Here is a 21451-nt window from a genome sequence, read left to right as displayed (position 1 = left end):
ATTGGTCACGACACCTGGCTGAGCTCCTTGCGGAGCTCCTCGGCCAGGGCCGTGCGTTGTGCGGTCGAGAGCGCCTGCTGTGCCAGCGCGACTGGCTGCAGACGTGTGAGCGACTGCGATGACGGCGCGGCCGGCTGCAAGCGTGGCAGCGAGGGTGCCGTCCTCGGCGTCGCGATGGGGACCAGCGCCGGCACGCCCGGAGCAGTCGTCTGCACCGATGTGGTGGCGACGGCCTGCTGGCCCGGAACGGTCAGCGCCTTGTAGCGGTACGGCTTGTTCTCGAACGGATACGTCGGCAGCGGCACGCGACGCGCGCCCGCCGTCGCCAGCACACGTGCATTGAAGCGGATGCCACGCACGTACATGCGGCCGAACAGCGCCAGCAATCGTTCGTGGCCATCACGCGCCTGCCCGGGCTCGGACACACCAAGCCAGTTGCCGGCGTCGGTGATGCCCAACTGTTCGCGCAACTCGCGCGAACCGCCCAGGTGCACCAGGCCGTAGTCGCCGCGCGCGAGTTCCTGCACGTCCTGTGCGCCGAGACGGCGCGGCTGCTGCAGATAGGCGCTCAGTTGTACCGCCGCCTGGTCCTGGTTGCTGCGCAGCACCGCGCCCGGCAGCACCAGCGGGCAGTGCCAGCTGTCGCCGCGCGCCTCTGAATCGAATGCGCCGTCGACGATTTCGTGCCGGCCGAGCGCATACCGGCTCAGCATCGCCACCGCCTGCTTCAGGCTCAACATCCCGAGCAGACACGCACCGGCCAACACACCTGTCCCTTCCGCGACGATCGCCGCCGGCTTGATCTCGGCCGACATCAGCAACCGGCCGAGCGCGTACTGCACGGCGAATGCGTACAGCAACTCATCCAGGTGCTGCTGGTTGAGCGGATTGCTATAGGCCATCGCATCGCGGTAATAGCCCTTGCAGTCGTCGCAGATCTGCTGCAGCAGCGGGAAGGCGTCGATCAATTCCTGCGCCTGTTGCACGTCGAGCGGATTGACACCATCCAGCACCAGACTCACTTGCGGCACCTGCTTGGGATTGCCGCGTCGCACCTCGATGCCCGGGGTTTCGCGTCCCGCCGACAGAGCGGCGAGCTTGCTCTGCAGATCATGGCGATCACGCACCAGCAGCGCGGCCTTGAAGGCCAGATCGCGCTGCGTGCCGTTCATGCTCAGGCAGACCTGCGACGGCTTGTATTCCGGATGCTTCTCCACGGCGCCGAGCAGGCGCGTGGCGATCTCCTGCAATACGTTCTGGGTGCGGCCGCTGAGCAGCAACAGCTGCGTCGCATCCTGGCTCTGCACCGGCGGCGGCAGGCGCGGCGCTTCCTCCAGCACGACATGGCAGTTGGTGCCGCCGAAACCGAACGAGTTGATGCCCGCGCGCAGCGGCTGATCGCCACTCGGCTGCCACGACATCGGCCGTCCGGCCACGACATGGAACGGCGAACTGGCGAAATCGATGTGCGGATTGGCCTGGTTGTAACCGGCCGTGGCTGGAATCGTGCGGTGCTGCAGCGACAGCACCACCTTGATCAGGCTCGGCAGGCTGGAGCCGGACAGGCTGTGCCCGAACGCCGCCTTCAACGACCCCACCGCGCAGAACTGCTTGCGATCGGTGAACTTGCGGAACGCCTGCGTCATGCCCTCGATCTCGACCGGATCGCCCAGCGGCGTGCCCGTGCCGTGGCATTCGACATAACTCACCAGATCCGGACTCAGACCGGCGTTGACGTAGGCCTTGCGCAGCGCTTCGGCCTGGCCACGCGGATTCGGCGCGGTGATGCCGTTGGAATGACCATCGTTGTTGATCGCCGAACCCTTGATCACGGCATGGATATGATCACCGTCGGCGATCGCATCCTTGAGCGGCTTGAGGATCACCGCCGACACCGCCTCGCCGAGCACCATGCCATTGGACTTGGCATCGAACGGCAGGCATTCGCCGGTCGGCGACACCGCGCCGAGACGGCTGAGGAACACGAACGGTGTGTCGCAACCGGTCAGATAGGCACCACCGGCGATGGCGATGCGCGATTCGCCCGAGCGCAGGCTTTCGCAGGCCAGATGTAGCGCGACCAGCGACGACGAGCACGCGGTGTTGACCATGAGGTTCGGCCCGCGCAGGTCGAGCCAATGGCTCACGCGCGCCGGAATCTCGTTGAGGCCCTGCCCCGCCACCGCGTCGGAGATCAGCTCGGCCGGCCGCATCACGTCGTTGAGCGTGCCGAGCAGTTCCGCACGCGCGGCTTCGGGCAACTGCTTGAACCACTCCATCTGCGCGTAGCGGCGCAGCAACGCCTGATAGCGCTGGTGGCTGACGAAATGTTCGCCGTACTGGTTCTGCTCGCAGCCGACATAGATGCCGATCTCGCGCGTGCGGAAATCGCCGCCGTAACCGGATTGCTGCAGGGCTTCGAACGCGACTTCGAGGAACAGCCGCTGCTGCGGGTCCATCGCTTCGGCCTCGCGCGGCGAGATGCCGAAGAACATCGGATCGAAGTCGTAGGGCTTGTCGAGGAAGGCGCCCCATTTCGTGTAGCTGGTATGCGCTTCCTGATCCTCGGCCTTGAAGTAGTCCTCGAGCGACCACTGTTCCGGCCGGACTTCACGGATCGCCTTGCGACCCTCGATCAGCGCCTGCCAGAACTGTTCCGGCGTGTCGGCGCCCGGCATGCGCAGAGACATGCCGATGATGGCGATGTCGTGATCGCGGACGTGGGGGAGATCCGCGGTGGACTCGATGGAAATCGCACTGGGTGCCGCGCTCGTCGCGCCGAGAGGGATCAGGGACGATGCCGTCGGTGCGCCGACGGTCTCGTGTGCCGCGGGCTGACGCGTCAGCACCGCTTCCGCGAGCAGATATTCGACCAGGGCCGTCGGTGATTGATGCTCGAACAGAAGCGTCGGCGGCAGCTTGGTCTGCGTCAGCTCGCCCAGCCGTCCCGCCAATTTCACCGCTGTCGCCGAATCCAGGCCGAGATCGTGGAAATTGCGGAACATGTCGACCTGCGACGCCGGAATCTCCGCGAGTTCGGCTACCAGCGTCTGCACGACCTGGTACCAGTCCTGCAACGGTTTCTCGCTTTCCTTTCTCTGCTGAGCGGGAGCCTGAACAATGAAACGCTCTTCATTGGCGGTGCGCGCCGGCACGGACTGCAAGGCAAGTAGACGACCGGATTCGGCGGTGCCGCTCCAATCCTCCACGCGCGGCGTGGCTGCTGCCGATGCGGAAGCCGTATCGTGGGTGACGATGCGGTATTCGTCGCGCGCGAAGGGATAAGTCGGGAGTGCGATCCGCCTCGGCGCGAAGTCGGCGTCGTAAGCTTCCCAATTCGGTTCAACACCGTTGAGATACAGTCCGCCCAGTGCTGGCAGCAGGCCATGCCAGTCGTCGCGCTTGCGATCGAGCGTCGGGAACACCTGCGCCTGCGCACCCAGGATGTGACGGGCGAGATTCGACAACACCTTGTCGGGGCCGCATTCGACGAAGACACCGATGCCGCGCTCGGCCGCCAGTTGCACACTCTGCTCGAAGCACACCGGCGCCAGGACGTGTTCGCGCCAATATCCGGCATCCAGAACGCGATCCTCGATCCACTGGCCGCCGAGATTGGAGATCAGCGGAATCTTCGGTGCTGAGAATTCGACTTCGGCCAGCACCTTCCCGAACGCATCGAGCATCGGTTCGAGCAGCGGCGTGTGGAAGGCATGCGATACCTTCAGCGCGCGACAGACCTTGCCCTGCGCCTGCAATTGCTCCTGCAGTTTCGCCAGCGCGTCTAGCTTGCCGGACACGACCTGGTGATTGCCGTTGTGGGCACCGAACCAGAGTTCTCCCTCGTAGGCCGCCAGCAGCGGCGCGAGATTCTCCTGCGACTCGAACACCGCGGTCATGCCGCCACCGGCGGGCAATGCCGCGATGAGGCGTCCGCGCGCGGCGATGATCTTCGCCGCGTCTTCAAGCCGCATCACGCCCGCCAGACAGGCCGCTGCGTATTCACCGACGCTATGGCCAAGCATGCAGGCCGGCTTGACGCCCCAGTCCAGCAACAGCCGGCCGAGCGCATAGTCGATGCTGAACATCAACGGCTGCGTCAGCCAGGTCTGCGCGAGCAGCGCTTCATCGCCGTCGGCGGCGTATAGATAGGAAAGCAGCGGCTTTTCGAGTTGTCCCTCGAAGCAGGCCGCGCATTCGTCGAGGATGCGCTTGAAACTCGGCAGCGTGTCGTACAAGCGACGCGCCATGCCCGGATACTGCGCGCCCTGCCCGGTGAACATCAGCGCGACCTTGGCCGGCACCTGCGATGCGCGAGCGCGCTTGTATTCACCACCGGCGAGCTGCTCGGCCAGCGCTTCGGTGCTGTCGCCGACGACGAACAGCCGTTCAGGCAGATGCGCGCGACCGGTATGTTGCGAAAACGCAATATCAACCGCACCGATATCAGCTGCGCCCACATCGATCGCGGCTTGGTCGGACCACCGTTGCAGCGCCGCGGCCAGATCGCTGGCGCGGCGCTGCAAGGCGGCCTCGTTCTGGGCCGAAAGGCACAGCAGGTGCTGCGGCCGCTCGGCGCGTGGCTCATGGGCGGTCGACGGAGATTCTTCCACCACCATGTGACAGTTCGTACCACCAAAGCCGAAGGAGTTGATCGCGCCGCGGCGCGCGCCTTGCGCGGGCGCTTCCCAGCCTTGCGCCTCCTGCAATACACGGAATACGGGCTTGCCCGTAGTAGTATCGATCTGCCCATCGATCTGCGCGTTGACCCGCTTCACGTGCAGGCTCGGGGGCATCTGCCGGTGCTGCAACGCGAGTACAAGCTTGATCAGGCTGGCGACGCCCGCCGCACTGAGCAGATGGCCGATGTTCGCCTTCACCGATCCGACCACGCAGTCGTTAGGAGCGCCGAGTTCCGAGAACACGTGCGCCAATGCGCGCAATTCGCTCGGATCACCGATCGCCGTGCCGGTGCCGTGCGCTTCGACGTACTGAATATCGGCTGGTTTCAAGCGACCATCACGATAGGCGCTGGCGACGGCAACACGCTGACCATCGGGATTGGGCGCCATCACGCCAAGCGAGCGGCCATCGTTGTTGATCGCCGAGCGCTTGATCACCGCCAGCACCGGATCGCCGTCGGCCAGCGCGCGCTTGAGCGGCTTCAGCACGACGGTGCCGGCGCCCTCGCCCGGCACCATGCCGTCGGCCTCGGCATCGAACACGCGGCAACGTCCGCTCGGCGAGAGCGCGCCGGCGCGTGAGAACATCAGATAGGGGGTTGGCGTGAGATTGAGATTGACGCCACCGGCCACTGCGATCTCGCATTCGCCGCGCCGCAGGCTGTCGCAGGCCAGATGCACCGCCACCAGCGAGGATGAGCAGGCGGTATCGACCGCTAGGCTCGGCCCCTTGAAGTTGAGCGCATGCGAAGTGCGCGCGGCGATCATGTTGAGCAGGTTGTCGACCAGCGTGTTGGGCTGCAGCTCGCTGTCGCCGAAGCGCGTCTTCCATTCCGCGACCAGCGCCTCGCGCTGCTCCTGCGACAGGTTGCGCACGCTGTCGAAGCCTTGCAGGCGCTGCAGGTCCAGACCGTGCAGATGGTGTTCCAGATAATTCAGATGGCCCGCGCCCACGAACACGCCCACGCGCTTGCCGTGCGTGCGCGCACCCGCATGGCCGGCGCGTTCCAGCGCTTCCCACGTCGTCTGCAGGAACAGGCGCTGCTGCGGGTCCATGATCCGCGCCTCTTCGGCACTGATGTGGAAGAACTCAGGATCGAACGCATACGGCGCATCGATGAATCCACCCCAGCGCGAATTGCTCTTGCCAGCCACACCGGGCTGGTAATGGATGTCGGCATCCCAGCGCTCGCGCGGCACTTCGCTCACGCAATCGCGGCCCTGGATGAGGTTGTCCCAGAAGGATTCCGGCGTGTCGGCCTGCGGGAAACGGCAGGCCATGCCGATGATCGCGATGTCCTCGTCGCTGTCGATGTTGGCGGCGACGGTCTTGGTTTCCTCCAGGGCGGCATGGTCGTGCCGCGCCAGATGCGCCTGCAGATAGGCCGCCATGTCCTCGATGGTGCGGCACTGCAGTAGGAATTCGTGGCTGAGCGTGGTCGCAAGATCCTGCTCCAGCGCGCCCAGCACCTGCACCGCCTTCACCGAGGTGCCGCCCAGTTCCAGGAAGGGGCGATCCAGCGGAATCCTCGCTTCGTCGCGACCGAGAATCTGCGCCCACACCGAACGGATGCGCGTCTTCAACGCCTCCGCGGACAGTACTTCGATGTCTTGCACCGCTGCTTCCGCCCGCACCGGCTCGGCGAGCAGATCGTCGACGGTGAACGTGCTGTCGGCGAATTCGCCGGCCAGGAAGGCCTTGCGCATCGCGAAGCGCTGCAATTTTCCGCTGGTCGTGCGCGGCACCGACTTGATCGCCACCAGGTAATCGGCGGCGATGCCGAACACGGCGTTGATCTTGCGCCACACCTGGGCGAGCAAGTCCCTGCCTTGCTCGCCGCGCACGCCGACGAACAGCGCCACGCGCTCGCGGCCAATGTCCGCGTCATTCCATCCGCAGGCGATGACCTTGCCGGTGGCGACGCCTTCCACGCTTTCCGCGCAAGCTTCCAGGTCGTAGGCGAAGAATTTCTGCCCATCGACGATGATGATGTCCTTGGCGCGGCCGGTGATGCTCAGGCGCCCGTCGATCATGAAGCCGAGATCGCCGGTGCGGATCCAGTCGCCATCCTTCGCTTCGTCCGTGGCCTCCGGATTGGCGTAGAACCCCTGCGTGACATTGAGGCCGCGGATCTGGATATGGCCGACATTGCCTTCCGGCAGTAGTTTGCCGGCATCGTCCACCACGCGGCATTCGCTGGCGGCGATCGGCGGACCTTCGTCCGGAATCAGGATGGCTTCGGGATCATGCTCGTCGACCACCTTCACGCGACCGCTTTCCGCCAGCAGGCGGCGATCGATGGCGCGAATGATGGCCGGCTGCCCCATCGGCGGAATCGCCAGGCCGACGCTGGCCTCGGCCATGCCATACACCGGATACACCGCTTCCGGACGCAGCCCGGACGGTGTGAGCGCCGCGGTGAATTCGCGCATCAGCGGCACCGAGATCGGCTCGGCGCCGTTGAGAATGACGCGCAAAGCGCTCAGGTCCAGTGCTTCCACATATTCCGGCGTGAGCTTGTCCAGCACCAGCCGATAACCGAAATTCGGCGATCCGGTCAGCACCGCGCGATGCTCCGCGATCTTCTCCAGCCACAGCAGCGGCCGTCGCACGAACAACTGCGGCGCCATGTTGATCTGCTTGGCGAGTCCGGCCAGCGGAAACAGATGCAGGCAGATCAGCCCCATGTCATGACTGAAGGGCATCCAGCTCGCGATCGTCTCGCCGGACTTGTGTTCCGTCGCGAGCAGCAGCGCCTCGACGTTGATCAGCAGATTGCGGTGCGTGAGCGTCACGCCCTTGGGACTGCCGGTGCTGCCGGAGCTGTATTGGATGAACGCAATGTCGTCCGCGCGGCCAGGCGCAGGCTCGGCTTCGGTACCAGGACGGTCGAGGTCGTCGCCGACCAGCACGCGCATGCCGCTGGTATCGATCAGCTCCGTCTGCGCCAGCTTCTCGGCGAGCATGCGATCGCCGAGGATCGGGCGCTGTTCCAGTTGTTGCCAGACTTCGTACACCTTGGTCAGCGCGTTGTTCGCCGAGGTGAACGAGGTCGGATACGTCAACGGCGCCGGCACGATGCCGCCGAGAATGCAGGCCCAGAACGTCACCAGAAAATCGGGGCCGTGGTTGACCACCATCGGCACCGGAACACCGGTCGGCACACCGGCCTCGCGCAATCCGGCCAGCCGTGCCTTCGCCTGCTGCAGGATTTGTGCGTAACTGACGTTGAGCTCGCTGCCGTCGGGCTGCACGAACACCATGCCGACATCGTTCGCCTGCGCGCCTCGCAGCAGCAGATCGGCCAGTGAGCCTTCGGCATCGAGGACACCAGCCGGCGCGCGCCCGATCGCATGCGACATGACGGGTGTCTTGCGCTTGTTGCTGCGGGCTGGCGCGGTTTTTTTCGCAGATTTCTTGGCCATGACGGAATCCGATGAGTTTCCCTGTTCGTTTCGGAAGGAATGGAACGTGCCTTGACTGCCTGCCTACTGCGCCGGAGACGGCATCGCGTCCGCCGGGATATCGACCTTGCCTTCTGGCCATACTTGCGGCGCGACGTTCCCGCGAATCGGCTTCGCCACGGGTGCCTTCGCGCGCCTGCCGTCAAGCCAGGCCAGCAGCGCCGGCGTCAGGCTCAAATCCGCGACGAGTGCAAGCGCCACCATGATGCTGATGAGCAAGCCGAAGTAATGGTTCGGCTGGAACTGCGCGAGGGTGAACATCGCGAACGCGCAGATCAGCGTCAGCGTCGTCGCCAGCGCGGGTGTGCCGATGTGGCGCATCGTCGACACCGATGCGGTTTCCGCGTCTTCTCCAGCCTTGCGATATTTGAAGTAGTGCGCCAGCAGATGCACGGTATCGTCGACGACGATGCCGAGGCCGAGCGCGGCCACCATCAGCGTGCCGACGTCCAGCATGATGCCCTGGAGTGCCATCAGACCAAGCACGATCACCAGCGGCGCGACGCTCGAGAACACGCTCACCACGCCGGCGGTGACCGAGCGGAACATCAACAGCAGCACCGGGATGATCACCAGAAGATCGAACGCCAGCGACTTGACCATGCTGTCGGTCAGGTTGTTGCCCATGTTGGTGTACAGCACGTCGCGTCCGGTGAACTCGAGCTTGGCGTGCTTGAGGTTCTGCGCCGCCCAGGCGCTGATCGCGTCGATGTTCTTGCGGCTGATCTTGGTGGAGGTCAGCGGCCGGATCACGGTCACGCGCGTGGCCGAGTTGTCGACGTTGAAGCGATCGTTGATGTCCTGACCGACCGGAACCGACAAGGAATACAACAAGAGGTACTGCGCGATGGCTTCATCGCTGTCCGGCAGGGTGTGATATGCCTGATCGTCGGCATGCATCGAACGATTGATGTTTCGCAAAATGATCGACAACGAATACACGTTGGCAAAATCGACGGGCGCATCGTTCTTCAGGTACTCGCTCAGCTTGTCGAGGTCGCGCATGTAATCCAGGGTCTTGATCGACTCCGGTCCATTGCCGCGCACCACGATCTCGTACACCGCACCGCCGGATCCCTTCGTCTGGATGAAGTTGATCGAATCGCGGAACCAATGCCCTTCCCGGAAATACAGACTGGGGTTGGAATCCACCGTCAGCTTCGGAATGAAGGCCGCGAACAGCACGGTGAGCGCCACCCAGCTCAGGATCACCGGCTTGCGATGACGCACCACCCAGGCACCAAGGCGGCCTAGACGCGAGGACAGATCGAGCGCGGCCAGCGGCGAGCGGCCCGCCTTCTTCGGATAGAAGCTCAACAATGCCGGCACCAGGCTCAGCGACAGCACCATCAGGAACATCGATCCCACGCAGGCCAGGAAGCCGAACAGCGTGACCGGCACGATGTTGCCGACCATGAACGAGGCGAATCCAAGCGCGGTGGTGATGTTGGTGAGCACCACCGGCACGAAGTTGTCGGCCAGCGCCTCGCGCGCGGCATCCTTCGAGGTCGCGCCATTGCGCTTCTCGTCGAAGAAGGTGGCCAGCACGTGCATGACCGTCGCCACCGAGATGCCGAGCAGCACCTGTGGCGTGATGGCGGTCACCGCGTCGATCTTGAAGCCGAGCAGGCCGTGCAGGCCCAGCGTGGCGGCGATGGTCAGCACCGCCACCACGAGCGGAATGATCACGGCCCAGGCCGAGAAGAACAGCAGCGCCAGGATCGCCACCATCGCCAGCAACAGCAGCGGCATCAGCTTGGCGCCATCGCTCTTGGAGACCTGATCGAAGGCCTCGTCGGTGATCGGGCCGCCGGCGATGTGGAAGGTGTAGCCGCTGCGCGCGGATTCCTCGTCGAGGATCTGCTTGAGCTGGGTGTAGACCGCGTGCGGCAGCTCCGGATTGATCGCATTGGGCGCGAACTTGCCCCGGATCACCGCGACCTTCTGATCCTTGCTGAGCAGGGCGCCGGTGATCAGCGGTTCGCCGGCGATGTAGTCGGCGCCGGCCTTGATGGCCTGCGTGTCCAGGGGCTCGTCGGTCGGGAACAGGTCCTTCACCGAGATACCGTCATCGGTCGCGCGCGTGGCCTGGAAATTGCTCAGCGAATCGACGCGCATCACGCCGCGCAGGTGCCAGAACTTGTCGGTGAGCCGCTGGATCGCCTGAAGCGGTTCCTTGCGCAGGATGCCCTGCTCGTCCTCGAAAGCGACCACGAAGCTGTCGTCGTTGCCGAATTCGCGCAGGAACTTGTCGTGCTGCGCCAGATAGGGATCGTCCGATTCGAACCAGATGCGGTAGTTGGTGTCGAACTTCAGCCGGTCGGTGAAGGTGCCTAGCGCGATCGTCACGATCAGGCAGGTCAGGATCACCACGATCCGGTTGCGGACGATCCAGGCAGAGTAGTTTTGGACGAAGTCGGAAAGCTTCATGTTCGCGGCTCGGAAGTTGCGGAGATTCAGAAGTTGCGGCGCAGGAACAGGCTGATCGCGCCATCATCCCGCTCGGTATGGCGGGGACTCGGGTAGTAGTTGCGGGTGTCCGTATAGCGCAGCACCACGTCGTAATCCGGAATGGGGCTGATCGTGTATTCGAGCCTGTAGACGTGGCCCGTGGTGTTGTCCAAATCGAGGAAGGTGCCAAGCAAAATCCGTTGCTGGTGGCGGTCGTTCACCGTCCAGCGCAGCGCCGCGAACAGATCGTTCTGCATCAACTCGTGCGCGGCCACGTTGCGCGAGGTCGCCAGGTATTCGCCGTAGAACGTCAGATCCGAGTGCCGCCAGATGCTGCTGGCGGTGTACTCGACGCCGACCGTGTACAGCAGTGCGTCGCGATTGTTCTGCTGGCCGCTGTGGCGATAGACGAACTCGCCCTTGAGCAGCCAGTCGCCGATCACCTTGGTCATTTCCAAGCCGAGGCGGCGCGCGCGGTACGTCTCGCCGACCAGCTCGCCGCGCTCGGGATCGAAATCGAAGCTGGCGTTACGCTCGAAGCCGTTGAAGTAGCTCAACCCCCAGTCGAATCCATCCCCCGACTGGAAATAGCGCAGTGCCCATTGATCCGATTTCCAGCCGCTGTCCGGATAGTCCTCCGGAATGCCGCCGCCGATGCTGTAGTACGACCGGCGTCCAGCGAACTGCGACGGCTCGTAGTACGGCAGCCAGTACAGCGCCAGATCGCTGGAATCGAAGCGCCAGCGCATGCGCGCTGCCGTCTGGCCGATCTTCATCGGCTCGACGATGTCCTCTTCGTAATCGCGCGCATTGACGATATCGAGATGGCTGACGCTCTCCACACTGCCCCAGGTGACCAACTGATTGCCCACGCGCAAGTCCCAATCATCGGTCGCGTATTGAATCCACGCCTCGTCGAAGCGGGTCGCGTCTCGATCGTCGTTGTACTTATCCTCCCGCACGAAGGCGCGCACACCGACACTCCAGTTCGACTCCGCCGTGTAGCCGATCTCGAGCTGCCCCTTGAACGCCAGGTTGTCGCGTTCCTGGCGCGGGTTGACGACGCCGTCGACACCGACGTATTTGGGATAGCGCGCGCCTTCCAGGCCGGCGAAACCTTTCCAGCTCCACTCGGCCTGGGCGGCCGAGGCCCAGGCAAGCGCGGCGAATGCGGTGATAGGGACGGCGATCGTCTTTATCCCGGCGATTTCCTTCGACAATCTCACGTCATTGCACCGCGTTGAATTCCTGCACGCTGAACTCCTGCTCCGGCAGCTTCTGCTTCACCGCTACCGTGTCGAAGCTCATCGTCGACTTCTTGTTGGTCTGCACGTTGGTGACGGTGACCTTGGTGACGCGCCAGAAACCATCCACCAGATGGTGGCCCTCCATCTTGCGGCGCTTGAGCAGCTCGCCCTTGCGGTCGAAATAGTCCGTGCGCAGCTCCTGCAGGTTGTCCTTCATGCGCCAGCGGACAACCTTGGAATAGCCGGAGTTCTTGTTCTTCGGAATGCGCTCGATGACGTAACAGTCCTTGCCGTCAATCACTTCGTCGCCGAGATATTTGAAGGTGTATTTGTCGAACTGGCGCACAACCAGGTCTTCGTAGGCGAATTCAGAACCCATGAACGAGCCGCTCTGATTGCTGGAAGCGATGCGCTTGACGCGCTTGATCGCCGGCAGGAACAGCCACTGGTCGTCATCGCCGGAGCCTTGCTCGTGCGTCAGCACCGCAGCGCCCTTCATGTCGGCGGGATAGACGAAACGCATGACGGTCTTGTCGCGGCGGTTCGGGCCTTCGAAACCCTCGAAGGTCAGCTTGCGCACCGTCTCCTTGCCGTCGGCGCTGATCAGGGTGAGCGTCATATCGCGCGTTTCGCCGATATAGCCGCTCTGCATCTTGTCCTGATCGCGCTCGATGCCTTCGCCGGTGAGTTTGGGATCGCCCGGCTTGATGCTGGCGCTGGCGAGCGCCGAGGCCAGAAGCAGGGCCGAGGTCAGGATTGCTTTACGCATGTGCAGGCTCCAGGTGTTGATACAGATTGAGAAAGGACAGTGCGTCGCCGGCGAAGGCCGCGACACGGCGGGTGAGGCCGTGCAGGGTTCTCCCGCAGCCGACCTCCAGGAAACGATCGATGCCCTCGCGCGCGCGCAGGTTGCCGATCGCGGCGTGCCACATCACGGGGCGATGGATCTGTGCGGCCAGATGCGCGCGCAGACGTTCCGGCGCCGATTCCCGCGTGCCGCTGACGCTGCAATAAAAGGGAATCCGCGGAGTCTTGAATTCGAAATCCTGCAACAGGCGCGCGACATGCTCCGCCACCGGCGCGGCGCGCTCGCTGTGCCAGGCACCGGCGACGTCGACGGGAAAGCAGTGCCCGCCCGCGGCCGCGATCTTCTCGATCACTTCACGCATCGCCGACTCGCTCGCCACGAACGTCAGATGGTCGGGTGCGTTCCAGCCGGCGACTTCGACATCGTCGGCCGCCGTGACGGCGAGCAGTTTCTCAGCGGAAAGATCGAATGCGGCCGTCAACCGCCCTGCATGGCGCGGCGCGACTTCGCGCAGCAAGCGCCCGCGGCGTGCGGCGATCGTCAGCGCACTGGCGCGATCGATCACGCCGGCGCAGCACAATGCGGCGATGGCGCCGGCGCTGTATCCGGCGACCGCCGACGGTTGATGTCCACGCTCCTGCAAGAGCGCGGCGTAGGACAATGCGAATGCGGTGAGCATCGGCTCAAGTACAGCCGGATCACGCAATGTGTCGGCCGAAGCTTCCTGCGCCAGACGGCGCAACGGTTGTCCGCACAGGGTCTCGGCTTCCTCGAAGATGCCGCGCACGACGGCGACGGCGAACGGAAAACCACGCCCCATGCCGGGATACTGCGCGCCCTGCCCCGGAAACACCCAGGCCGTCTTCGCGATCATGACGCGCTCCCGCGAAACGCATGCACGCTCGCACTCATGGCGCCATTCCCCTGCGTGCGGAACAAGCATCCTTCAAGGCGCATGGGCATGTATTGGGAGGCGGCGCGAGACATGGGCGGCGTGTCGTGTTCAGGCGGCTATTTCAGCGGGCGCCGCTGCTGTGAGGGACGAGGGAATTTCGATCCAGCACGCGAAGATCGGATGACCACCGATCACCAGCGGCGGACCGGCGCGATGCGCGCGCACACCCGCCGCGCGCAGCAGCCGTTCGATGCCGATCGGGGAGACGGAAATCAGATGCTTCGCGCCGTGGCGTGCCGCGCCGGCGATCGCTTCATGCAGCAGCTTGATCGCGGTGGTCGATGAAAGTTGTCCACGCGCCGTGCTGGCCGGATTGTCCGGATCCACCGCGGCGAAACGCGAGAGCTCCCAGACCTCGGGAGAATTCGGCGCCGGAAGCCCGTTCAACAACTCGGGGAAGATTTCGCCCAGCAGGTAAGGACGGTTGGTGGGCAGCAGGCGCGCGCAGCCAGAAACGCGGCCGTTGCTGTCCTGTGCTACGACATAGATCGTGTCGGGACGATCGAACTGGTCCTGCTCTTCGTTGTTCTGTGTCTGCAGCTGCCAGCCCAGCCGCTCGACGAAAATCTTGTGACGATAATTCGCGACCTTCGCATGCACCCCTTCTGGAAGCGTCGCCGGAGCACCTGAAATGACTCGCATATCTCCCCGCTCATTTTTCGGATGGCGGTTAGGAGTATTGCGAGTGAAAGATCAATCACGTAACTGTCAACGTTATCAGGGGCTCGAATAACGCGCGTCGATCGTCTTCATCACGACCTGCTGCCACGGCAACGAATCAATCGCGGATTCGATCAACACGGAAGTCTTGTCGAAGCCAAGATCGCTACCGCGCACATCGACGAGCATGACGTTGCTGCGCGGTTCGCCCACGCGCACGAGGTCCGGACTCCCGCGCAGGGTGTCCAGTTTCCAGTCCCAGCCCAGCGTGATGACGGGCACGCTTCGCGTCACCCATTCGGTATAGCCTGAGATCGTCGCGCGTGTGGCGCCGTGAAGACCTTGTTCTTGTTCATGCAGGTCTTCGTCCAGCCCCGAGAGCAAATGCACTAGAGGAAGATCCAGAAGTGCGGCCAGCTTCAGACGGACGATCCCGTTTTCGGCGAGCTTAATCATCCAGTGGCATCCCTGCGACCGCGTATTTAATAAAGAAAAACATTGTGCTCATGAGTAATTTTGATTACTTGGTCACGCAAGATACATATGACTTCTTTAGCGTAGTAGTGTCAGTTCTGACAGTTATCGATCTAAAAACTCGATCTATTTTTTGGTAAGTAGATCTTTCACGTAGCGCAGACATTACGTTCCCTTAGATTGAGGCCGAATCGTGACTCACGTCATCGTTTGTGACAGATTGGGCCTGGGGAGGCGCCATGACCACCTGGAATGAAGAGCTGCTTCACGCGTTGTTGTCCACTCGTGGCGAAGAAGCTTTATTCAAGAAGATCACCTCGATCGCCCAAGACCTCGGGTTCACTTATTGCGCCTACGGAATGCGCACGCCCTTGCCGCTGACGCAACCCAAGACCGTGATGTTCAACAATTATCCGGCGGCCTGGCAGAAGCTGTATCAGGAAAAGAACTATCTCGCCGTCGACCCCACCGTGCAGCAGGGCATGCGTTCGCTTCTGCCGACTACCTGGTCAGACAGCACCTCCGCTTCGTCGCCGGAATTTTGGGAAGATGCTTATTCGTTCGGACTGCGTTTCGGTTGGGCACAAGCCTCGAGCAGCGCGGATGGCACGCGCGGCATGCTCACGCTGGCGCGCTCCGATGACCCGCTCTCCGAAGCCGAACTCAAAGACAAGAGCTTGAAGATGATGTGGCTCTCGCAGACAGCCCATCAGGGAATGGCCAGCTGCCTGGCCGGCAAACTGATGCCGGAAACCACGCAGAAGCTGTCGGAGCGGGAAGTAGAGGTCCTGCGCTGGACTGCGGAGGGCAAGACTTCTGGCGAGATCGCGCAGATCGTCGGCATCACCGAGCGCACGGTCAACTTCCACATCAACAACGCCATGATCAAGTTGAACGCGACCAACAAAACCGCGGCCGTCGTTCGCGCTGTCGTGCTTGGACTGCTGCTGATGTAACTGCCTGCCCGCTCCGACGATGTCGGAGCCTTCGGAGTGTCGCCGTTCGCGTTTCATCGTTCTCCTCGCGCCTCCGATTTTTCCCCTGTCCCCATCATATCCACCTTTGTTCAGTGATGGTGGCCCACCGGCATCGCGCCTCCTTCGCCGTCCGGTAATACCACGCGCACCATCTGCATCATGCCCAGGTCCTCGTGATCGAGGATGTGGCAATGCAGGACGAAGTCGCCGGTGTAGCGCCGGTAGCGCGAACGCACGACGACTTTGTAATCCTGCTTGACGAAGATCGTGTCCTTCCAGGTGCCCTTGAGGTTCGCGTACTGCGAATCGCCCGGTTCGCCGCTCACGCTGACGTCGTTGCCGTCCGGATCCAGGATCTTGACGATCTGGAATGGATTGACGTGGATGTGAAACGGATGGCCGATGAACTTCGACGTGAGTGTCCATTCCTCGACATCGCCCAATACCAGCGTGCGCACATTGTTCTGATCGAACAGCTTGCCGTCGATGGTCGGCTCCGGCGGAGATTTGGCCAGGTCGATGTTGAACGTCACGCTCTGGTGGCCGGTGATTTCGTCATCGGTGATATTCGGATGCGGCATGAAGGCACGCGTGCGCAGGTTCTGCCGCAGGTCGGCCACCACGCTCGTCGAGATCGAGGGCGGCATGAAGCGCTGCGCGGCGGCGATCAGCTGATCGCGCAGATAGGCTTGCGGATCGCCGGTGACGTTCGTGCCCTCGCCGACCGAAACGAAACCCAGCAACTGTCGACTCTCGAGCACGGCATTGACGTTGCCATCGGCAGGCGCCGCGGCATCGAGCATGCAATAGTTCCCCGCCTCCGGAAACACCATCAGCACGTCGCTGCGATAACCGGGCTGCATCGTATTGCTGGTCTTGCGGATCATCTGGCCGTGCGTCAGGCCATCCGCGGCGATCTCCCATTGCGACAGCAACTCGCCCGTGCAATTTTCGGAAATCCACTTGTTCTGCTGAGCGGGCCGTAGCTTCCCGGGCGCCGCCGCGCTCATGCGCAGCTTGCGGAACTGCACCTGGATGGTGTCGCGCACACCGGCATCGATGATGCGCCAACGCTCGATATTGCCGGCTCGCACGTCGGTGAAGACGGGCAGGATGCGGCCGTTGATGCTGGTGTAGCGGCCGGATTCCCCCCAGCTGAAGGGACCGAACTGGTCGTAGCCTTCCAGACCACCGATGTCGCCAGGATCACAAATCCAGGACACGGTCTTGCCGTCCGCGCTCTTCTGCGTCTTGATCTTGCCGGAGGTGTCGCGACACGCATATTGCACCTGCTGCAGCAGCACCACGCGTTCCGGCACGGGTGCGCCGGTGCTTTGTCGCAGCAATGTATCGATATCGCCGGTCCGCGCGGACGTTGGCAGGCGCGTGCCGCGAATGATCAGCGCACCGGCCATCCCGCTGGATACCTGCAGCGCGGTCGATCCGTGCTGGTGCGGGTGATACCAGAACGTGCCGGCGGGATGATCGGCGGGAATGTTGTACTCGTACTGAAAACTCACGCCAGGACGCAACGTGATCAGCACGTTGTCGCTATTGCCGCTGGGGCTGATCCACAAACCGTGCGCATGCAGGTTCGAGGAATTGAAGCAATGCGGGATGTTGTGATTGTCCGGCGGCGCATCCGCCAACGAACAGCCCGTTTCCCGCGGCAGCTTGTTGTTGAGACTGACGCGCACCGTTTCGCCCGGATAGACGGAGATCGTCGGCGCCACGAAAGGCACGGCCGGCGTGGTGCTGCCCGGGTTTCGGTAGGAACGCAGATGGACCTTGTCGAAGCGGCCGGTGGCCGGATTGAAGATCTGCGAATCGGTGTATTGCAGATCCAGCATCAGCCGCGCACCGCCGCCGGACATCGGTGCCACGCCCGCTACCCGCTTGAAGCCGCCGTCGTCATCGTCGGCACGCGCGATCACTGCCTGCGGCGGTTCGGCGACGACCTGGGAACCGCCCTGCGCGGACGCGCTCGACCATGCGGTCGCCAGGCTACAGACCAGACAGAAGCGGAGCAGACCAGACATCGGGAGTTCCTGGGAGAGAAGCCGACCCATCAAAGACGTGACTTCGATCGAGGATGGGGCTCAAAACCGCTACCACCGTCACGTCGCTAACAAATCTAGACGACAGCGCCATGTCGGGCACCTGCGAACTTTGTCAGGTGAAGGCGTCGCCGCGAGCTGCGCATGATGGAGGCCAGTGCGATACGCCGAGCCTGTGGAGGCCGCGATGGAACTCACCGACGCCCGACCCGAGATCGCCGATGCGGAACCCGTTGCCGCATCCGGCCCTCCGCGCCCGGTATCCGCCGTCGATCATTTTCTCGATAGCCTGCATGCCGAAGGCGTCGACGCCGTCTTCGGCGTGCCGGGCGGACACATCTCGGCGCTGACACAGGCATTGCGCCGGCAACAGCGCGTGCGCTACTTCATCGCCAATCACGAAGCCGGCGCCGCCTTCATGGCGGATGGCTACGCACGCTCCGGTGGAAAACTCGGTGTGTGCACGGTCACCGCCGGTCCCGGCGCAACCAATGCCATCACCGGCGTGGCTTCCGCGCAGCTGGACAACGTGCCGCTGCTGCTGCTGAGCGGACAGACCGCAACCGACCGCTTCGGGCAATCCGCGATCCAGGAAAGCACGTCAGAAAACGGTATCAACACCGTGGAAATGCTGCGCCACTGCACCGCCAGTTCCACGCTGGTGAGCGACGTGCGCAGCTTCCCGCGCCTGCTGGCACGCGCGATGCGCACCGCTCATTCCAAGCCGGCCGGTGCGGTGCATCTTTGCCTGCCCGCGAACATCGGCAACCAGCCGATTCCGGCGGGAACGAAGATTCCGCCGGTCTCGGCCACGCGGCATGCGCACAACGTGTGCGTGGAAGAAACGCGCGCGGTCCTGAACATGATCCGTCGCGCCAAGCGGCCGTTGCTGTATCTGGGCTCGGGCGCGCGCGAAGCGATGCCCGGATTGCACGAGGCCTTGAGCCAGTTCATCGAGACGCATTGCCTGCCCACCGTCACCAGCGTGCGCGGCAAGGGGCTACTGGACGAAGACCATCCACTGTCGCTCGGCGTCTACGGCATCGGCGGCAGCTCGCGCGCCGATCGCTATCTGGAGCATGGCGTCGACTTGTTGGTGGTGATCGGCAGCCGTCTCGGCGAATGGTCGAGCAAGGGGTTCTCGGCCGCATTGCACGCCATCCCCACGCTCGTGCAGGTCGATCTCAAGCTCGCCAACATCGGCCAGACGCGACCGGCGCAGGTGCCGATCGTCGCCGAGGCCGGCGCTTTCCTGCGCACGCTGATCTCGCTGGCGCGCGACTTGCAGGCGCCCGCACCCGATGCGCGCCGTTTCGAGGAAATCGCGCAACTGCAAAGCCTGCCGCGGCCACAGGAACAGCCGATCGAGGATGACACGCTCAAGCCGCAACACGTGATGCGGGAACTCAATCGCGTGCTGCGTGCGGACACCGATCTCTACGTCGACATGGGCAATTGCACCGCCTGGGCCGCGAACTATCTGTGCGTGCGACCGCCGGCACGCATCTTCATTCCTTGCGGACTATCGTCGATGGGGTGGAGTTGCGGCGCGGTGATCGGCGGCAAGATCGCGCGCCCCGAACGGCGCGCCGTCTCGCTGGTCGGCGACGGCGCGTTCCTGATGAACGGCAGCGAGATCGGCGTGGCCGCGAAATACGGCATCGGCACCGTCACGATCATATTGCAGGACAACTATCTCGGCACGGTCAATCATGGCGAACGGGCCAGCGCCGATCGCGCCTATTCGATCGACGATCCGTACTACTCGCTGGGTACGCTCGACCTCGAAGCGTTCTCGCGCGCGCTCGGCGCGCGCAGTCATGCCGTGCGGCGTCCAAGCCAACTCTGGCCTTGCCTCGCCGACGCGTTCGAGCGGGCGGAAGCGGACAAACAGCCGCAAGTCGTCGTCGCACACATCGATCATCGTGTCTGCCCACCCTACGGCGATCGCTTCAGCTCCGTGTCGAAGGCCGCGGGTGGTGGTCCGCCGGGAGCCGCGTGATGGCGCAGGAGTTCGGTATCGTCGGGCTCGGCTCTGCCCTGCCCAAGCGTGTGCGCACGAGCGAGGACCCGATCTTCGACCACATCCGCAAGGAAGCCGCCAGCAACGGGATCAGCGAAGCCGCGCTGTTCTACGGCAATCGTCAGCATCACGTGCTCGGGCCGGACGAGACACTCGCGCAACTGGCGGCCGATGCCGCGCGCGCGGCGCTCGCGGACGCACGCCTGGCCACGGAACAGATCGATCGCCTCTACGGCGCCATCTCGCTATCGGAATACCTCGCACCGGCCGAGCTATATCGCGTGCACGAACTGCTCGGCCTGCGCTCGAACCTCATGACGCTGCCACTGCAGGGCGAGTTCACCAACTTCGTGCTGAGCCTGATCACCGCCTGGGAGGCGCTCAAGGCTGGCCATTGCCAACACCCGCTGATCGCCACCGGCGCCGGCTGGACACGCAACATGGATTACCGTCGCGGCAGCGCCTTCGGTATCGGCGACGGCACCGCCGCCGTCGTACTTGGCGCAAGCGAATCGTTGACCGTGCAGGACTGGGAAGCGGAAACGCTCGGCTCGCAGTATCAGGCCATGACACTGCGCTCGCGCGCGGGCGCCGGGTCGGAGCAGCCGACCTTCGCGCTCGAGGAAGACGGCATGCGCACCTTTCTCCACCTGGGCATGGAAGGCGCGCCCGCGCTCGTCGGACGTTTGCTGGAACGTTCCGGCTTGCGCGGAGACGACATCACCTTCATCGGTCACCAGGCCAGCCGCAAATTGATGGATCACTGGAACGCGAAAATCCGACCGCGCGACTACTTCGACACACTCGAAGACGCGGGTAACCTGATCTTCGCCTCCGTTCCCTTCACCCTCGCCCGCTACCGCAAGCAGCTGCGCACGCCTTATCTCGTGCTCTACGGCATCGGCATCGGCAGCGTGGCGCAGGTGGCGGTTCTGCTGCGGGTCTAGAGCGACGCCGTCAGGACAACGCCGGAAACCTCTCCCACAGCTGCTCGAACTGCATCCCGAAACAGCGCAGCAGGTACGCATCCCGGCTGACGATCAGATTCTCCTGATTGGAACTGCTCGCACTGCGCGTCCAGTTGAAACTGCCGTTGGCAAGCTGCTCGCCGTCGAACATGGCGAACTTGTGATGCATGTGGGATGGCGCATCATCCAGCCTCACCTCGATGCCATCCGATGCCAGCCTCGCGATATCGCTGCCTTCGTCAAAGCGCTTGTCGTTGTCGCTGATGATGCGCACATGCACGCCGCGCCCATGCGCGGCGACAAGCTCGCCGCTCAAGCGATCATCCGCGATAGTGAAGACACAGACGTCGATACTGCGCCGGCTGCTGCGGCACAGTTCGCGCAGCTTGCGAAGGCAGCTCTCACCGGGCGTGAAGAAAGCTGTCGTCGCTGCGACGGCGGTCGCGGTGGAGAGGTCGAGCGTCTTGACCACCTGTTCGAGCCAGCGCAGCACGTCCAGGGTGTCGGCTCCGTTGGCCAACACCAATTCCCGCGCCATCTCGAAGGCGCGATTGCGCAGGTAGCGGATGCGTTCGGCGTCGAGGCGCGCACCGATTTCCCGCAATTCGAAGCGCTCTTCGTTGTCGAGATTGAAATCCGCGACGCTGGCGCGCAGGGCCTCGTCAAGCTGGCCGAAATCCATCG

General features: G+C 63.7%; 12 protein-coding genes. 3 read left to right on the top strand and 9 right to left on the bottom strand.

What is annotated here, in order from left to right; translation table 11 throughout:
• Positions 1-5: 5 nt before the first annotated feature.
• The 7 genes from LG367_RS02950 to LG367_RS02920 all read right to left on the bottom strand — a co-directional run bounded on the left by LG367_RS02950 (position 6) and on the right by LG367_RS02920 (position 14724).
• Positions 6-8108, bottom strand: coding sequence for a type I polyketide synthase (locus LG367_RS02950; protein ID WP_226467715.1), 8103 nt, complete (start codon positions 8106-8108; stop codon positions 6-8).
• 63 nt (positions 8109-8171) lie between these two features.
• Positions 8172-10577, bottom strand: a complete 2406-nt coding sequence (locus LG367_RS02945) for an efflux RND transporter permease subunit (RefSeq protein WP_226467714.1) — start codon at positions 10575-10577, stop codon at positions 8172-8174.
• A gap of 26 nt (positions 10578-10603) precedes the next feature.
• Positions 10604-11824 (bottom strand): hypothetical protein, encoded by a 1221-nt coding sequence (locus LG367_RS02940; protein WP_226467713.1) that lies wholly within the window; start codon positions 11822-11824, stop codon positions 10604-10606.
• A gap of 1 nt (position 11825) precedes the next feature.
• The gene (locus tag LG367_RS02935) at positions 11826-12614 is read right to left on the bottom strand and encodes an outer membrane lipoprotein-sorting protein (protein WP_226467712.1); all 789 of its coding nucleotides are present in this window, start codon (positions 12612-12614) and stop codon (positions 11826-11828) included.
• Entirely contained in the window at positions 12607-13527 is a 921-nt protein-coding gene (locus LG367_RS02930; RefSeq protein WP_226467711.1) for an ACP S-malonyltransferase, read from the bottom strand. The genes LG367_RS02935 and LG367_RS02930 overlap by 8 nt, the downstream gene beginning before the upstream one ends.
• A gap of 129 nt (positions 13528-13656) precedes the next feature.
• Positions 13657-14250, bottom strand: a complete 594-nt coding sequence (locus LG367_RS02925; RefSeq protein WP_226467710.1) for an acyl-homoserine-lactone synthase — start codon at positions 14248-14250, stop codon at positions 13657-13659.
• A 75-nt stretch (positions 14251-14325) separates the two neighbouring features.
• On the bottom strand, positions 14326-14724 hold the full coding sequence (locus LG367_RS02920) for a DUF4902 domain-containing protein (protein ID WP_226467709.1): 399 nt from the start codon (positions 14722-14724) through the stop codon (positions 14326-14328).
• A gap of 257 nt (positions 14725-14981) precedes the next feature.
• Between LG367_RS02920 and LG367_RS02915 the strand changes: the two genes are divergently transcribed.
• Entirely contained in the window at positions 14982-15698 is a 717-nt protein-coding gene (locus LG367_RS02915) for an autoinducer binding domain-containing protein (RefSeq protein WP_226467708.1), read from the top strand.
• Between the two features lie 110 nt (positions 15699-15808).
• Here LG367_RS02915 and LG367_RS02910 read toward each other — a convergent pair whose 3' ends face one another.
• Complete coding sequence (locus LG367_RS02910; protein WP_226467707.1) at positions 15809-17758, bottom strand: multicopper oxidase family protein; 1950 nt, start codon at positions 17756-17758, stop codon at positions 15809-15811.
• A 205-nt stretch (positions 17759-17963) separates the two neighbouring features.
• On the opposite strand from LG367_RS02910, the gene LG367_RS02905 reads away from it, so the two are divergent.
• Positions 17964-19778: a thiamine pyrophosphate-binding protein gene (locus LG367_RS02905; RefSeq protein WP_226467706.1), complete on the top strand. Its 1815-nt coding sequence runs from the start codon at positions 17964-17966 to the stop codon at positions 19776-19778.
• Entirely contained in the window at positions 19778-20746 is a 969-nt protein-coding gene (locus LG367_RS02900; protein WP_226467705.1) for a 3-oxoacyl-[acyl-carrier-protein] synthase III C-terminal domain-containing protein, read from the top strand. The genes LG367_RS02905 and LG367_RS02900 overlap by 1 nt, the downstream gene beginning before the upstream one ends.
• A 10-nt stretch (positions 20747-20756) precedes the next feature.
• Here LG367_RS02900 and LG367_RS02895 read toward each other — a convergent pair whose 3' ends face one another.
• On the bottom strand, positions 20757-21449 hold the full coding sequence (locus tag LG367_RS02895; RefSeq protein WP_226467704.1) for a phospholipase D-like domain-containing protein: 693 nt from the start codon (positions 21447-21449) through the stop codon (positions 20757-20759).
• Positions 21450-21451 lie beyond the last annotated feature (2 nt).

It is taken from the genome of Luteimonas panaciterrae, assembly GCF_020511115.1.
GTDB classification, from domain to species: domain Bacteria; phylum Pseudomonadota; class Gammaproteobacteria; order Xanthomonadales; family Xanthomonadaceae; genus Luteimonas; species Luteimonas panaciterrae.
Note: the sequence above shows the minus strand (reverse complement) of the source record. Positions and strands in the feature narration are given on the sequence as shown.